This is a genomic window from Paenibacillus sp. FW126-R14 (genome assembly GCF_058789495.1).
This window is the reverse complement of record NZ_JBYTBS010000006.1, coordinates 1-16,719: the sequence shown is the minus strand read 5'-3', so window position 1 is coordinate 16,719 and position 16,719 is coordinate 1. Positions and strand designations below refer to the sequence as shown.

Below are 16,719 nucleotides of genomic sequence, written 5' to 3'. Positions count from 1 at the left end.
TTAAACGATGAAGGAGGCCATCCACACCATGAACATCAAGTTTGGCTACAAATACGTGGCCACCATTGCCTTGTCTGCCACGATGGCATTTGGCGCCATAACGCCCGTTTGGGCAGACGGCAGTCCGGCTGTCGTTGCGACGGCGGTAGGTAAGGTGCCGATTACAAAAAGCAGTTATTTTGAATTGAAGCAAATTCACGTTCTGCCCGATCAGAGCGGGAAGATCGCGACATTCACGATTACGATTCACAATGAAGGGAGCAGCGAGCTGCAATTTATCGATTACTGGGCAAGGCTGAAAAGCAAATCTGGCAATCAATTCTCAGCGCGCTTGCTGCCTGCCGATAAGGATAAGAACCGGGTAGCTCCCGGTTCAACAACCGATTTAACGTTCTATGCAACCGTGAATCCAAGTACAAACCTGCAGGATCTCGTTGTCCAGTTTATTAAGTGGGACTTTAGTCAAACCAATTTCGAGCAGGTGCTTGGGGAAGTTGCTGTACCGAATGATTACACGGATGTCACTTCAGCTGATCGCGCAGGGATCATCTCTGTCGGCGGAGTCGAGGTACATGCTTCAATTAAAAAGTATGTCAGCAACAAGAATGAGAAATATCATGTTCCTACGGTGTATCTGACTTTAGAGAATGCAGGCAATCACAGCGTCACTATTCCCTCGTACTTATTCTCGATACGGACGCCGGACGGGCTGCTGTACCCGTTAGAAGCTAAAGGACTCAAGGATTTGAAGATCAATCCAAAGGAAAGCAAGGAAATTCAACTTTCCGGATCCATTCCCGTGGCGGTAGCCGCGGATGCATGGCAGCTGTCCATTGCGGAAACGATCGCTGATTTGAAGCTGAATGTCGCCGTAGCGAATTTCCAACTGCCGGCCGTTTCGTCCCAGGAAGGCGGATCGATTGGCAAAGAGTATTCTTTCACCAATAAGTCGGGTGTTTACACCGTTCAGCTTGGCGGCCTTCATCGGTTGCCTTGGGAGGATCAAGATTTATTGACGGCGGATTTGGTTCTAAGCAACAAAGGGGATGAGTCACTGCCAATCCCGAATTTAACCGGATATTTCCTGCTGGACGATGCGGTCAAAATCGAGGCCAAACTGATCCAAACAGCTAAAGTGATTGGACTTGGAGCAGGCACGAACGTTAATCTCCAATTAGCGGGGAAATTGCCGTATACGTATGAATTCTCCCGCGTGAAGCTGGTGCTGCAGGAAAAAGAGGGAGACGCGCCAGCTGCAGGGACGGACAATAGCAGTGCTGCAACGACAGACGTTCTGGAGTTTTCTACGCAAGCGGAGCTTCAATCGGTTCCTTTCGTTGGTCTTGGCGAGTCCTACTCGACCAATGATGTTGGACGCAAAGCGAAGTATGGGATTCGGAATGTATCCACCTACGAGGACAAAACAAGCATTATGTATTCCGCTATGGTCGAAGTGACGAACCTGGAGAAACGATTTACGAACACGGCCAAGCTTGTCGCGAATTTCCGTTCGTCAGACGGAACGGTATTCCCGGCTTCCGTTGCGGAAGTGAAGAATAAAATCTCCCCATCGGGAAAAGCGCTGCTTCATGTATGGGCGCCTGTGCCGAAAGGTTTCTCGACCGAGAACATGAATTTGCTTCTTGGGGAAGCCGTTACGGATGGCAAGTTGTCGGAAGGCGACAAAACGGTCGCTGACGCTTATGTAAATCCGGTTGCGTACTGGCTGCCAACGGAAAGCAAGACAGTGGCGACTACGCTTAAAAATGTGGACTTATTCCCTTATAACATTTCCATTGATAAAATCGGGACCAAAATTGAAGATAACGTCTTTACGCTTAGATTCAATTATGAGTTAACGAAAGAGAAGCTGACTGAAATTAATACGGAAGGCCATAATTTGCTGCTTGTATTTGAGGATGGCGGCGGTATCAAACGTTTTGAGAAAAAGTTCGATTTCAAAGACTTTGACGTTTTCAATGGGGATTCTACAGCCGATGAAGACACGAAAATACGGCTTGGGAAGAGAGAGAATTTCAAAATCGCGATCCCGGATCCGGGTCTCATTTATAACACCAAATTTTTGCAGAAATACACACTGAGTGTGTATGATGAGTTCCAAGGGCAGAGAAAACTGCTTGCTTCACAGAAAGCGGAATGGTTTATTACGACGGATTAAGCATACACCAAAGGGTTGTCTCAAACGGTCTTCAAAGATCTATGAGCAGCCCTTTTTCGTGTCCGGTCATAAGAAGTCATAACGAGATTGCCGTCCATATGACCCAAATTATGACTGGAATATGACTTCGCTCACCTGTTTTTATCCATTTGCCGATATATAATAAATCCAGGCCGCGAAAATACACAAAGTTTTCGGAAAAAATTTATGTTTTGTTAAGAAATTCCAAGTATGATGGTTGAGTGAGTGTCAGAGTATTAAAGCTGGTGATAGGGGAGAAGTGAGAATGATCAAGTTAACCGAGTTTTCAATGAAAAATGTAGCAGCAATTTTCATCCTCATGCTGCTGTTAGTCGTGGGTGGCTCATATTCCACAACGACGCTCAAAGTAGAAAGTTTCCCGGATATTACGTTTCCGGTCGTCATCGTAAGTACTACATACGTAGCCCCTCCGAAGGATGTGTTAGACGAAATTACGAAACCGCTGGAAAAGGCGGTTGCCGGATTAGACGGGCTAAAAACATTAAGTTCAAGCTCGCAGGACAATTACTCACAAATTATTTTGGAGCTGGAGCAAGACAAGAAGCCTGAAGATGTGAAAAAGGACGTCGAAAGTCTCATCTCCAATGTGAAGCTTCCGCAAGGCTCCGAAAAGCCTAAAGTATTAACGGCAGGCTTCGCTTCCGAACCGGTTTACTACTTAGCCGTTTACGGCGATGAGGGAATGAACCAGGCAGAGCTCGATAATGCTTACAAAAACACAATTCTTCCCGGCTTCAATGGACTAAAAGGAATCGACCATGTAGATTCTGTCGGCAATCAGGATGCGGTGCTTACGATTAAGCTGGATGCTCCTGCGATTAACCAATATGGATTAACGCCTGCAGACGTTTCAGGCATGATTAAAGCGGCATTAGTTTCAAGCCCCGCGGGTACTGTGGATTTCAACGGAAATCAGCAGATGGTTCGCGTGAAGGGCGAAATGGATACCATTTACAATCTGGATAATTTAAAAGTGAACTCAAAAACCGGCGATACGCTGCTCCTTAAGCAAATTGCCAAGGTTGAAGCCATCAGCGAGTCCAAGTTTATTGCCAGATTAGACGATAAACCGGCTATCGGTGTGTTATTGTACAAAACAAAAGCGGCGAATGCCGTTGAATTTGCAGACAGTGCAGATAAATTAATGTCAGACTGGGCGAAGACGCTGCCTGGCGTGAAATTCCACAAAATTTATAATTCTGCCAACGATATTAAAGATTCTATCCATGGTATGGTACAGGAAGGCGGATTAGGCGCAATTCTTGCTTCCGTTATGATCTTGCTGTTCCTCCGTAATATACGTATGACGCTTATCGTACTCGTTTCCATCCCGCTCTCCATTCTCGTCACGTTATTAGTCATGGGGCCGCTGGGCATTTCCCTGAATATTATGACGCTCGGAGGCATGGCGATCGCCGTCGGTAGGGTCGTGGACGACAGTATCGTCGTTATCGAAAATATTTACAGCCAACTGCAAGTCGCTCAGCAGCGCAATGAATCGGTTATCCGGTTGGCAACGAAACAAGTATCCAGTGCGATTACGTCTTCTACGATTACAACGGTAGGTGTATTCGGACCGATCGGGTTCGTGAGCGGGGTAGTCGGCGAAGTATTCCGTCCTTTTGCCATTACACTCGTTGTAGCCTTGTTATCTTCTTTGATTGTTGCTTTGACCGTCATTCCGATGTTGGCGAAGCTGATGGTGCTTAAATCCAATAAACTTACCCATCACGACGAACATCATGTCGGTCCTATGGGTGAAAAGTACAAAAAAGCGATCATTTGGTCTTTAAATAACCGCATCAAAACGCTGTTGATTGCATTAGTAGCACTTATTCTTTCTATTGTAATTACCGTACCGAATCTGGCTGTGGCATTCATGCCGAACAGCGAAGCTGTCAAACAAGGCGCAATCGAAATTAAGATGCCGCGCGAAACATCCCTAGAGATGATGAATGAGAAATCCAAAGAGCTCGAAAAAGAGTTGAAGCAGCATAAAGACAAATTGGGCAATCCTGCATTCAAATATATCGAATCGCTAGTCGGTTATAACCAAACCAGCGACCGGTATGCTTATCGAGCGATGATGTTCTTTGAACTAACTCCTGCTACAGATGCGACGGAAGCCGTCAAAACGTACAAGGAAGATATGCTGAAATTGATGCCGCCCGGATCGGATGTCAATATCCAGTTGTTTACCGGAGGGCCGCCAACTTCTACAGGCGCAGATTTCTCCTATGCGCTAAAAGGCGATGACCAGTTATATCTCCAGCAAGCCGCTCAGATGGTAAAAGATAAGCTGAAAGAATTCCCTGAGCTTAACGATATTAAAGACAGCTTGAGCGACTCCAAAACCGAAGTTGAGATTACGGTCGATCAGAACAAGGCGCGTTTATACAATCTTTCCTCCGCGCAAATTTTACAATCGGTTAACTCCTGGATTGCGGAAGAGAAGCTCGGAGATTTGAAGTTTAACAATGTCACGTATGCGACCAAAGTTATGCTGAATCCCGTCTATAAGAACTCCGTTGATAAATTAGGCACTTTCTTGATCAAAACGCCAACGGGTCAAACCATTCAGTTGAATGAAGTTGCACGTATAACGCAAATTGACGCACCAAACAGCATAAGCCGCGAAGATGAAGAGCAAATCGTAAGTGTCAGAGCCAAAATCGAAAGCACCGATAAAGGCGGCGTGAGCCAAAAAATAACCGCTGAATTGGCGAAGCTGGAGCTGCCATCGGGCGTTTCCCGTGAAGTCAAAGGGGTTTCCGATGATATTAACAAAAGCTTCATGCAGATGTTCATTGCTATCTTTGCTTCCATTTTCATAGTTTACATTGTAATGGTTATTGCGTTCGGAAACGCAAGAGCGCCGTTAGCCATTCTGTTCTCCCTGCCGCTTGCGGCGATTGGGGGGCTTCTAGGACTTCTTATTACCGGAGAATCCATCAATGTTACGTCACTGATCGGATTCCTCATGTTGATCGGTATCGTCGTAACGAACGCGATTGTACTTGTAGACCGTGTGCAGCAGCTAAGAGAGCAAAATTATTCCATTCGCGATGCCCTTATCGAGGCAGGGATTACACGTTTAAGACCTATCATTATGACGGCTGGCGCAACGATCATTGCCCTCCTGCCATTAGGACTTGGCTTATCGAAAGGAACGATCATTTCCAAAGGATTAGCTGTCGTCGTTATTGGCGGTCTTACGACTTCAACTCTATTAACATTAGTTATCGTGCCTATCATGTACGAGATTTTATTTAAGAAAAGAGAAGGCCGCTGGTTCAAAAGAAAAGGGAAGTCGTCTTCCATTCAATCGGAGCAAGCACCATCTGCGCTTCAATAAGCTGAACAGGGGAAAAGGAGAAATCGAATATGAAACGTCAGTTGTTTACGATTAAGCAAAGTGTCAAGTTATTCGGTGTCGTCGCGCTAAGCGCGGCGATCGCCGCGGGATGTTCTGCCACACCGGCAGCAAGCCCCAGCGCCACACCGGCAGCCTCTGCCGAGCAAGGGGTTAAAGTTGTGAAAACGGCTAAAATTGCGAAGCAGAAAATTGGCAATCCGATTGAACAAGTAGGAGACGTTGTTTCATCCGTTCAATTGGATGTAGTGGCGAAGTCGGGCGGGGAAGTTATCGAAATAGTAAAGAAACGCGGAGATAAAGTAGAGAAGGGCGATGTACTCTTCCGCTTGGATCCGACGGATGTGTTGATTCAAAAAGATTTAAATGCTGTGAGCATCAAAGGAGCTCAGGCAGGACTTGTCGAAGCTAAGCAAAAGACAGCAAATGGAATCGCGGATGCCAAAGACGGGGTTTCGAAATTGGAAACAGCAGTTAGCGATCTAGGGAAAGCGTATAACAGGGTTCGCAATGATTATGATCTAGGAACAGCTACCAAAACGCAATTGGAGCAGTCAGAAACAGCACTTACGAATATGAAGAAAGATTTGGAGAGCGCTCGTAGATCTCTGAAAACATTGCAAGAGACGAATTCACTAGCGCAAGTGGAAACTAGCCTGGAATCTGCACAAGTTAGCGCACGGAATATCGATAGAACGCTTAGCAATCTCGAAGTAAAAGCGCCTGCATCCGGTGTATTAACGGATCTCAACATAACAGTAGGCCAAACGTTAGCCCCGGGCGGCCGTGTCGGTGAAGTGCAGCAAACGAATCCGGTCAAAATCAAATCCCAGCTGACCGAAGCTTCCGCCAATCTCGTACGCGGCAAAGGCGAATTAACGTTCTACATTCCAGGGGCTACAGATAAAGCCAACGCCAAAGTAACGTATTTATCCGATGTGATAAACGGGCAATCCAAAGCTTACGATCTGGAGCTTGAAATTCCGAATCCGGATGGCCAGCTGAAGCCCGGATCCAAGGCTCAAGTCGAGCTTACAAAAGATGACGAGCAAATCGTGCCTGTCATCCCGAGTCTTAGCATCGTTCGCGAAGGCGGAGACAGCTTTGTTTACATCGTGAACGGGGAAACGGTTCAAAAGCGCAAGGTTGAGCTTGGACGTTTAAATGAAACGAATCAAGAAGTGTTATCCGGCGTTAAAGAAGGCGAAATGCTCGTTACATCCGGACAGCACCAATTGAAAGATGGAGATAAAATTAAAGTGAGCAACTAACATGAGCTCAAGGAGGAGAACCACGTGAATAAGAAAATGAAGAAATCGCTGGCCACCATTGTACTATCCGCTGCACTTTTAACTACCGCTTCTTTTCCTGCATGGGCGGCGGAGAGTGTGAGCCCGGCTGCTTTTGCTCAAACAAGCACAATTACGAGCTATGTCCTGACAAATAACGTTGAAGTTGAGATCAAAAGCATGCTCAATGACCATGAATCCAATTCAACGAAGCTTGGCGCAGTCATTCGGATTAAAAATACAAGCGGCAAAGTGACTCGAGTGCCTGATTTTGAAATACGCGCCAGCATGGCGGATGGTACCGTATATACACTACAGCCAAGCGCCAAAAATCCAAAATCCATCCAACCAAAATCGCAGCAAGAGCTCAGTTACTTGAGTACTGTAGAGCGCAGCGATGACGCTGAACTAAGTGAGCTTAGCTTTGTTGATGTTGATATGGAAGTGTATCCGAAAAAAGAAACGACACTGCTAAGCGTCCCTGTTGACGCGGCGCTGGTGTGGAATGGCAGTGACAGCACGATTACCAAATCATCCGCCCTCCTCAAATGGGGAGAGCCTTTCACGCTGCCTTCCTTGAAGTCCCCGATTGGATTCATCCCTGTGGATATCCATAAGGAAATTACAGCCAAAGGCGTGTCAACCGTCGTGCAAATTCAAGTCGTAAACCCGACGAATGAACGCCAAACGGTCCCGAATTTCGGAATCGACGGCAGGACGGAGAGCACGGTATACTCCGGCAACCGCGCCGAAGCTTCCGTTGTGCTTGACCCGGGTGAGAAAAAGTATATCCATGTCGTCATCCCTACCGATTTGGACACAGAATTCACCAGTTTGAACGTCGTGTCTCCGGAAAGCTTTGTCACGGCGCTGGGCGACGGCAAGTTTCAAGAGGAAACGTACCGCGTAGGGCGCGCGAACATCCTGCTCCCGATTGGGGCAGCGACGCAAGGCGTCATTCCAGCTCCAGCCTACACGCTGGGCACGCCTGTCAAATTGGATTCGACGAACAAATTCGTACCGTCCAATGTCGATGTATCGCTAGTAGAGCTCCATATTACAAATAATGAAGACGACGGTTTCAACACGGCAATTGCCAAGTTTAAATTGACGAATAACAGCGATCGTCCGATCCCGATTCCGGCCATTCAAACCGAGCTTGTCAGTAAAGACGGATATGCTTACGGCGGCAAAAGGCAGGCAGCTACAGCTCTGAGCGTCGTTCCTAAGGCCTCCTATGTTGTCAGCTACTCGTATGCTCTTCCGGCCTCAGAAACCGGCGAGGGCTTGAAAATGAATCTCTACAGCCAACAAACAAGCTCAGATACAACATACAAATCATTGCTGGCTACGGCAAAAGTGCCCGTTCAGAAAAATGATATGACGAACAATGCTATTCAGGTGTATCCATATGAAATCAAAATTAAGGACTGGAGCATTACAGCGCTATATCTGGCTGCCTTGACTTATGACTACAAATTGAAGCTGGAGCTGGACATCAAACCGGATGAACTGGTTACAGTCGATAAGTATAACAACAAGCTTTCCTTTGAAATATTTGATAATGTCGGAAATCCGATTGGTAAAACGACGCAGGATTTGGCCGGCGAAGGAAGATTGCACAGTGGGACGAATACGATGGATTTCAACGTGAGATCCGGTCAATTGGATTATCCGATTCAAGTCAAAATTTATGAGACCTTCACAAACGAATATGGAGAAACCGTTAAACGGCTGCTGACCTCTTTTAAACAATAGCTGCATGCGTAGACAACCGCTTGGAATTTGTGCCGAAAGCACAGTCTAAGCGGTTTTTTTATCGTTTTGCCAGCTGCATCTTCCTGTCAGTTCCGACGAACTCATAAGTCCGTTTCATTTTGGATAAGATAGCATTATCAGTTTAAACAAAACGGAGTGATTGCGATGAACTGGATATATTGGGCCAAATTATATGATTCCAAGTTTCAAGCGGGCTGTTTGGCGAAAAGAATGGAAGAAGACTGGTGGATTTATGGGTATGAATGCCCGCAAGAAGTGGAAGTATTCAAGTCGAAAAAGGGACGTTTCGGCGTTCGTTACAATACGTAAATTTCTGCGTGACTTCTAAAAATTAACGCTTGACTTACCACTCGCGCTTAGTGTATATTTATTTTTGTCGCTGTTGAGCGGCACACATGACGCGGGGTGGAGCAGCTCGGTAGCTCGTCGGGCTCATAACCCGAAGGCCGCAGGTTCAAATCCTGCCCCCGCAACCAAATTTCATTAGGGCCTATAGCTCAGTTGGTTAGAGCGGTCGGCTCATAACCGATTGGTCGGGGGTTCGAGTCCCTCTGGGCCCATAGCACGGAAACCCTTGATAAATAAGGGTTTTTTATTATTTTCGGACATTAAGCAAGCCTCTCATTCTACTACTTATACAAAGTGGAGATTGAGGGGCTTGTGCACATTTACAAGAGTTTGCAAAGACTTCAATTATCACTTATAATACTGAATAAATGTTCAGTATTATTTAAAGTTCTGTCAGCTGGAAAGTGGTGAAGCATGTGTGAATAAAAAGAAGCAGCAAACCGAGCAAACAAAGAGGAAGATCGCCGATGCGGCAAAGGCTTTATTTGCTCAAAAAGGCTACAAAGCCACCGCAATTGAAGACATTGTAAAAGCTGCCGGGTGCAGTGCCGGTAACATTTATTATCATTTCAAGAACAAGGAAGGGCTTTTCTTATTCTTGCTTGAAGATTGGAACAGGGAATGGGATAGGACTTGGTTGGTCAAGGAAAAGCAGTACCTTACCATAACCGATAAATTATATGGCATGGCCGAGCATTTGGCGCATGATCAACTGAGTCATCCGTTAACGAAGGCCGCGGATGAGTTCTTCAATAATGCAGAGAAAGCTCCGGAAGTGGAGGAGCGGATTAACGAAATGGTCAAAGGCTATATTGACTTTAATCGGCAGTTGCTCCAGACGGGGATCGATCATCATGAATTTGAAATTACGAATGTGTCCACTCTTGCGATTATTTTGGACAGTCTGCTGCTTGGGCTAAGTCAACATAGCCGAAGAATGGAACGTGAGGAAGCGCTAGCGGCTTATCGGTCGGCTATGGATGTGTTTCTGCAGGGCATTGCCAAGCCGGCACGTTAGCCCCTTTTTTTTATTATAATCCTGAATATTTATTCAGTATTATCGGAATGGGAGGATATTAGAAATGAAATTATTGACAAAACATCAGGGAGCTTTATTCATACTCATGCTTAATCTGCTTCTGGTCTTTTCCGGAATAGGACTTGTCATCCCTATTATGCCTAAGTTTATGGAGAGTCTGGGCATTACAGGAGGGATTATCGGCCTGTTGGTCGCCGCATTTTCGCTGACGCAGTTTCTTTGTTCGCCGCTCGCCGGCCGTTTGGCCGATTCCTTCGGCAGAAAAAGAATGATTGTGATCGGCATGATGGTGTTCGCTGTCTCTGAGGTCATGTTTGGATTAGCCAGCTCGCCTAGCCTGCTCTTTGCTTCGAGGATGCTGGGCGGCATCAGTGCGGCAATGATTATGCCGGCCGTTATGGCCTACGCAGCAGATATCACGACACCGGAAGAGCGTGCGGTAGGGATGGGGTATATTACAGCAGCAATTACAACAGGCTTTATTATTGGACCGGGCATTGGCGGTTATATTGCTGAATTCGGTATCCGCATGCCCTTCTATTTCGCGGCGGCGGCGGGGATTCTCGCGGCATGCATCACCATGCTAGTTCTTCGGGAGTCGCTTCCTGCACAAGAGAATGCATCAGATACACCACCGTTTGAAGCTCCAAAAAGAGGGCTTTTATCTCAATTGAGGTACGCCTATAGAGAGCCTTATTTTTTAGGCTTAATCATCGTTTTCGTGATGTCGTTCGGACTTGCTAATTTTGAAACGATCTTTGGGCTGTTTGTGGATCGGAAATTCGGGTTTCAGCCAAAGGATATCGCCTTTATCATCACATTCGGGTCCATCGCTGGCGCCGTGGTTCAAGTTACGGCCTTCAGCTGGATCTTGAACCGTTTCGGGGAGCGGCGGGTCATTTCCGTTTGTCTTTTCTTTGCAGGCTTGTTTATTTTTCTGACGCTATTCGTTCACCAATTTTGGATGATTTTTGCCGTTACTTTTATTGTATTTCTGGCAATCGATATTTTACGACCGGCTATCAGTACGCAAATGTCAATGGTGGCTAAGGATCAGCAAGGCTACGTGGCCGGGCTGAACTCTGCTTTTACTAGTCTCGGGAATATTGCCGGACCTATTGCAGCTGGCTTTTTATTCGACTTGGATGTCAATTATCCGTATACGCTGGCGTGTCTAGTCTTGTTCATTTGTTTCATCCTATCGGTTAGAAGTAAAAAGCGCAGCTTACAGCCACTGCAAAATAGTGTTCAAGCCGATAAGGCGGGGGTTTGAGTTTTACAAACATATGTAGATAAGTTAAACTGAAGGAATTAAATCACCTAACCCTTCCCGCCATTTTGAAAAAGGAGCTGCTTGTGATGTGCCGAAATATTAAGCCGCTGTTTAATTTTGATCCTGTTGCAACGGATGATGAAATTCGGGCAGCTTCTCTACAATTCGTGAGAAAGATTTCGGGTTTCGCCGCGCCTTCGAAGGCGAACGAGGAAGCGTTCAACCAAGCGGTTCACGAGGTGGCGCAGGCTGCACGTCAATTGATGGATTCGCTTGTAACGAATGCGGAGCCGCGCAACCGGGACGTTGAGATCGAGCGTGCGCGCGCCAGAAATGCCAAACGATTCGGAACCGTACAAAAGCTTAACCCTTAACAAGAGGCTTCTTACCTTCATAGGTAGGGGCCTTTTTTGCTTTCCTTTGATAAGTAACTCATTAGATGTGTAGCAGCTATTTTCTACGAGCATATGATGTAGGAAACTAGTAGAAATTAGGTGATAGAAAGTGACCAAAGGTTTTGATTGCTCAACACCTTTAACGGCACAAACCGCCGCTACTTTCGTCAAGGATGGCTACTCGTTTGTGGCCAGATATCTCGTTCCGAGCGGGAGCAAGGCATTAACGAAGAGCGAAGCGGAAGCGATCAGCCAAGCAGGATTGGAAATCGTATCCGTCTTCGAAACAACGGCAGATCGGGCACTTGGCGGAAGGACCGCGGGACTGGCTGACGGCGCTGCTGCGTTGCAGGTGGCTGATCAGCTGGGACAACCTGCAGGAAGCTGTATTTATTTTGCAGTCGATTTTGATGCTACAAGCGCCCAAATGGCGACTGTCATTGCATATATCCAAGGGGCAAGCGAGGCGACACCGGATTATACCACAGGGGTATATGGCTCTTATGCGGTGATGGAAGCCGTTAGGAATGCGGGGGCTTGCTCGCATTTTTGGCAAACCTATGCCTGGAGCGGCGGAGCGAAATCCTCTTTTATTCACATTTATCAATATTTGAACGATGTTTCTGCGAATGGCATCCAAATCGATCAAGATGAGTCCTATGGCAGTGAAGGTTGGTGGAGCACAGCAACAACGCCGGTTACGTATCCGCTTGCACCAAAAGATGCCAATGTGATGATTCCTTTTCTTTCCGCCGGCTACGATGCCACGACCTCGCTCCCGGCTCGCGCGGAGTTCCACCGATTGGCGAATGAACTGCGGAAAGCTTCCGGCCAGCCGCTGCAATAAGAAAAGAAAGCCCGTCATCTCATGTGAAAGGGGAGATGACGGGCTTTCTGTCATTGTATGACCGCGCTGCGAATGTACCAGCGCGAATCGAGCGACGCTCTTTCGAGCCGAAAGAGCACACGCCTGTGGGCTGGCGCGGAAGCACGTGCCGGTGTAACCGTAACGTCGACCGCGGTCTCAAGCTCCAGGAGCTGGGAGACATCCCGCTCCACGGACTTGGACAGGCGGCGCATGCTGCGCACATGCACCGCCTGCTCTTGCCCTGTAGTGACCTGCAGCAGCTGCAGGTCACCTTGGTTCGCTCCGCTGATCCAGACGTCGATCAGCGCCCAAGGCGAAAGCTTGCTGATGTAGGACGTCAGCAAGCCTGCGGCGCGGTGCACCATGACCTGGTGCGCCGGATCAGAGGAGCGGGAGCCGTGCGTGACGCTCCCGAGGAAGTGAATGCAGAAATGACCGTTGAAGTCATTTCCGGGGATGCCGTCTCCGCCATGCGGCATGCCGTGCATGGAGCCGGCCAGCGTGCGGCCGTTAACCTTCACGAGGACCGCTTTGCGGTCCCAGCTCCAGGCGCCGCCGTAGATGGTTTTGAGCGTCGCGGAATCGGTCTTCGTCAGCGGCTGAACATCCGCGTGGCTGGAGCCTGCGCGGCGCTGTCCTTCGAAGCTGAGGCCGCTCTCCACGTCGGTAATCGTGAACTTGCTATATTTAGGGATGACCTTGCTTGCGTCTTCCCATGTCAGAATTTCGCCATAGTGCTTGGCGCGTAGGGCGCTGACTTCCAGACGGAGGGCGTCCTGCGTACCGGAGGACAGTGCAATGGTGGATTTCGTCATGAGATCAACCAATTCCCCGTTTACCGTGACACCGTAGTTCTGCGTCTGCCCTTTTTGGGCATACGTCAGGGTGGTATCCGGCAGCAAAGCTTCGGCATAGGGAGGGCCTGCCGTTATTTTCTCAAGCTCTCGCTGCAATTTTTTATTTTGAAAGGATGCTTCTGTTCGGTAGGCTGCATGTGGCGATGATTTGACCACCAGCAAGAAAGTATTTGAGTTGCCAGTTTCTTGAGTGCTGTAGACTCGGCCAAAGCTTTCGTTCATCGGACTTAACACACCAACGGATAGCACTGAAAGCAACAGGGTGCAAATCATCGTTCGGAGCAAGCGAGTTGCTCGGGTATGATGCATAGGTAAGCTTCCTCCTGGATTGTATTTAGAGCGATTCACACCGTAAGGGACAGTCTGAGACGCCATAGTCAAGTTTTTACTATTTGCCTTAAATTTATGAACAATCCGCAGGGACATGCTGTCCGAAATGCATTTGTGCTAAAATATAGCCATACAAGAAAGGGAGGGAAATTTATGCAGCTAAATGAAGGCAAGGCGTTCGAACTACATATAGCGGAGAATCGCACGGTCAGAGGGGATTACTATGAAGCTGCGTCACAGCCGGCTCTAGGGACAATCGTCATTTGCCATGGATACAAAGGTTTCAAAGACTGGGGGATGTTTCCCCATGTGGCGCAATCGTTGGCAGCAGATGTGAATGTGATGTCCATCAACTTCTCTCACAATGGCGTTGGGGAAGACTTGCTCCAATTTACGGAGCTTGAGAAGTTTGCCCGGGATACATACTCCAAGGATTTGGAAGATCTGGACGCAGTCGTGAAGGAGATTGGTCGTATGGCAAGCATGTCCGGAGACGACGAGAAGCCAATCTTGCTTTTGGGACACAGCAGAGGAGCTGGCGTATGTTTGATTTATGCACTCGATCATCCTGAACGAATCGCCGGTGTTATCAGTTGGAATGGCGTTGCAAATGTTGATCTGCTGACAGAAGAGAATAAAGAAGAGATGCGCAGAACGGGCAGAACGCACACGTTAAACGGGCGCACGAAGCAAAATATGCCGTTAGACCTTGAAATACTGGAAGATATGGAGCGTAACAGCGAGAGATTCCATATTGTCAACCGGATTAGCGGTGCTGAATTTCCAATCGCGTTAATTCAAGGTACGGAAGACGGAGAGCGCTTGATTCGTGGCTCCCAGCAGTTGATTGAGCAGAATCCGGCCATCCAATGGATCAGAATCCCTGAGGGGAATCACACCTTTGGTTCGGTTCATCCCTATCAAGGGGAGCCGCAACCGCTCAAGCAGGCGATCAACGAGACCCTCAAAACGATTCGAAGGATGCTGGGATAAAACTACATGTTAACGAATAGACAGCTTGGCGTAACCATCATCATTACCATTCTTGGACTCGCGGCCGCATATGCGCTTCACCTTGCTTTAGCGATTGGCTTTGCCTTCGGGCTGTCAACCTTAGTGTTGTTTGTATGGCGGGGCGGAGCCGCGCCTTGGAACATCCTGCAAAGCATGTGGGAGGGGGTTAAACATACCAAAGAAGTTATTTGGATTCTCGCCTTGGTCGGCGTCGTGATCCCTACGTGGACGGCTAGCGGGACGATCCCTTATATGATCGATTTGGGGCTTCGCATTGTGGATCCCAGTTATTTTCTTACGTTTTCTTTTGTGCTGTCAGCGTGTATTTCGATGCTGCTTGGTACATCCACGGGGACGCTTAGTTCAGTCGGAATCCCGTTGATCGGTCTTGCGTTGCTGCTGCAAATCCCTTTGCCGATGGTTGCCGGCGCTCTCGTTTCAGGTGCTTTTGTCGGCGATCGGACGTCGCCATTTTCAAGTGCCAATCGTCTTGTTGCTTCTTCGACCGGTGTTTCTGTAAAAGACTTGTTTAAAGCTTTGCTGCCCACCACGATCGGTGCCGGAGGCTTCACCTTTGGTTTTTTCTTGTTCTCCGATCTAAAAGGGGGATGGCATCATGGTGAAAAAGCATGGCTGCAGCAGCAGTTTGGCACGGGTTTTACCTATAGCATTTGGCTCTTATTGCCAGTTATTCTTTTGCTTCTTTCGATTCTGTTAAGGTTTAAAACGAGGAACGGTTTTCTCCTGTCCATAGCTTCGGCGATTGGGATTGGTTTCATTTATCAAGGGGTTACCTGGTATGAGTGGCTGCATGCGATGTGGTTTGGCTATCATTCTATATTATTCGATTCTTTGCAAACCAAAGGCTTGTCCAACATGGTCGAGTTAATTGTCCTTATTGGACTTGCGGGAGCTTTCAATGGTATTTTGGAGGAAAATCGTGTTCTGCAGTCCTATATGCAAAAGCTGTTGGGAGGACGCTCCGCCTCCTTGTTCTCGGCAACGTTTCGAACCTCCTTATTCGGATTGGGACTTGGTCTTGTTTCCTGCACGCAAACCTTGCCGATTATGATGTCAGGGAGGAGCTTGCTCCCCTTCTGGGAGGAACGGTTTCCGCGCAGCCAGCTTGCCAGAGTCGTTGCTGATTCGAGTCTCATTCTAGCTGCCATGATTCCGTGGAACATGCTGGCTATCGTATGTGGAACGATCGTTGGGGTGCCTGTTGAGCACTATGTTGGATATGCGCCGTTTCTTTGGGCTTTGCCCTTATGTACCTTAGTATGGTCGTACGCTTGGAGAAGCCGCGGGAAAGCTCTTGGATAATAAAGCAAGTAAAGGATGGAGATACTGTGCCTGCAACCTTTTTTATATCAGATCATCATTTCGGTCATAAGAACATCATTGATTTCGAAAACAGACCCTTTGCAGACACAGATGAAATGACAGCGACTATGATCGCAAAATGGAATGCTGTCGTTGGCAAAGAGGATAAAATTTTTCATCTAGGCGATTTTTCTTTTTTGAACAAAGAACGTACAAAAGAGATCGTTTCGCAGCTAAACGGGTACAAAATTCTCATCCTCGGCAATCACGATCGGGGGAGATCGAGATCCTGGTGGCTGGACGCCGGGTTCGATGAAGTGAGCGAGTATCCGCTCATTTATATGAACTTCTTTTTCCTGTCGCATGAGCCTATGTACATGAATAAACAAATGCCCTATGTCAATGTTCACGGCCATATTCATGGTCAGAAATACGAAGGGCGCCAATATTACAATGTGAGTGTGGAGCAATTGGATTATACGCCTGTTTCTTTTGAACAGATTCGTGATTCGGTTGTGGTGGATGAGGAGCAGGGGTAGGGGAAGAAATCGCAGCCGGGTGGCTGCGGTTTTTTTATTCGTGTTCTGCGAAGGGGGGGGGCTATTGTCGT

At 47.7% G+C, this 16,719-nt stretch carries 13 protein-coding genes and 2 tRNA genes; 14 read left to right on the top strand and 1 reads right to left on the bottom strand.

The annotated features are described in order from the left end of the window. Positions 1-28: 28 nt before the first annotated feature. From AC3WRW_RS05835 to AC3WRW_RS05785, 11 genes are all read left to right on the top strand, one after another. Positions 29-2,179, top strand: a complete 2,151-nt coding sequence (locus AC3WRW_RS05835; RefSeq protein WP_492545414.1) for a COG1470 family protein — start codon at positions 29-31, stop codon at positions 2,177-2,179. Positions 2,180-2,465: 286 nt separating this feature from the next. Continuing rightward, positions 2,466-5,576, top strand: a complete 3,111-nt coding sequence (locus tag AC3WRW_RS05830; protein ID WP_492545413.1) for an efflux RND transporter permease subunit — start codon at positions 2,466-2,468, stop codon at positions 5,574-5,576. A gap of 29 nt (positions 5,577-5,605) precedes the next feature. Next, complete coding sequence (locus AC3WRW_RS05825) at positions 5,606-6,865, top strand: efflux RND transporter periplasmic adaptor subunit (RefSeq protein ID WP_492545412.1); 1,260 nt, start codon at positions 5,606-5,608, stop codon at positions 6,863-6,865. Between the two features lie 24 nt (positions 6,866-6,889). Then, the gene (locus AC3WRW_RS05820; RefSeq protein WP_492545411.1) at positions 6,890-8,641 is read left to right on the top strand and encodes a hypothetical protein; all 1,752 of its coding nucleotides are present in this window, start codon (positions 6,890-6,892) and stop codon (positions 8,639-8,641) included. A gap of 165 nt (positions 8,642-8,806) precedes the next feature. Then, a complete protein-coding gene (locus AC3WRW_RS05815) occupies positions 8,807-8,971 on the top strand; it encodes a hypothetical protein (protein ID WP_164484139.1) in 165 nt (54 codons plus the stop codon). A 90-nt stretch (positions 8,972-9,061) separates the two neighbouring features. Next, positions 9,062-9,138, top strand: a tRNA-Met gene (locus tag AC3WRW_RS05810). 10 nt (positions 9,139-9,148) lie between these two features. Next, positions 9,149-9,222, top strand: a tRNA-Ile gene (locus tag AC3WRW_RS05805). Positions 9,223-9,428: 206 nt separating this feature from the next. Beyond that, a complete protein-coding gene (locus AC3WRW_RS05800; RefSeq protein WP_492545410.1) occupies positions 9,429-10,028 on the top strand; it encodes a TetR/AcrR family transcriptional regulator in 600 nt (199 codons plus the stop codon). 64 nt (positions 10,029-10,092) lie between these two features. Further along, the gene (locus AC3WRW_RS05795) at positions 10,093-11,322 is read left to right on the top strand and encodes an MFS transporter (protein WP_492545409.1); all 1,230 of its coding nucleotides are present in this window, start codon (positions 10,093-10,095) and stop codon (positions 11,320-11,322) included. A gap of 86 nt (positions 11,323-11,408) precedes the next feature. Further along, a complete protein-coding gene (locus AC3WRW_RS05790; protein ID WP_492545408.1) occupies positions 11,409-11,696 on the top strand; it encodes a DUF2277 domain-containing protein in 288 nt (95 codons plus the stop codon). A 130-nt stretch (positions 11,697-11,826) separates the two neighbouring features. Further along, on the top strand, positions 11,827-12,564 hold the full coding sequence (locus AC3WRW_RS05785; RefSeq protein ID WP_492545407.1) for a DUF1906 domain-containing protein: 738 nt from the start codon (positions 11,827-11,829) through the stop codon (positions 12,562-12,564). 50 nt (positions 12,565-12,614) lie between these two features. Here the strand turns inward: AC3WRW_RS05785 and AC3WRW_RS05780 are convergent, their stop codons facing one another. Next, positions 12,615-13,817, bottom strand: coding sequence for a hypothetical protein (locus AC3WRW_RS05780; protein WP_492545406.1), 1,203 nt, complete (start codon positions 13,815-13,817; stop codon positions 12,615-12,617). A gap of 108 nt (positions 13,818-13,925) precedes the next feature. Here AC3WRW_RS05780 and AC3WRW_RS05775 point away from each other — a divergent pair, with 108 nt between their 5' ends. Genes AC3WRW_RS05775 through AC3WRW_RS05765 form a run of 3 tightly spaced genes read left to right on the top strand, consistent with a single transcriptional unit; the run spans position 13,926 to position 16,648 of the window. Continuing rightward, positions 13,926-14,765, top strand: coding sequence for an alpha/beta hydrolase family protein (locus tag AC3WRW_RS05775; protein WP_492545405.1), 840 nt, complete (start codon positions 13,926-13,928; stop codon positions 14,763-14,765). A gap of 6 nt (positions 14,766-14,771) precedes the next feature. After that, a complete protein-coding gene (locus AC3WRW_RS05770) occupies positions 14,772-16,109 on the top strand; it encodes a Na+/H+ antiporter NhaC family protein (RefSeq protein ID WP_492545404.1) in 1,338 nt (445 codons plus the stop codon). A gap of 26 nt (positions 16,110-16,135) precedes the next feature. Beyond that, positions 16,136-16,648, top strand: a complete 513-nt coding sequence (locus tag AC3WRW_RS05765; RefSeq protein ID WP_492545403.1) for a metallophosphoesterase — start codon at positions 16,136-16,138, stop codon at positions 16,646-16,648. The last annotated feature ends 71 nt before the right edge of the window (positions 16,649-16,719 follow it).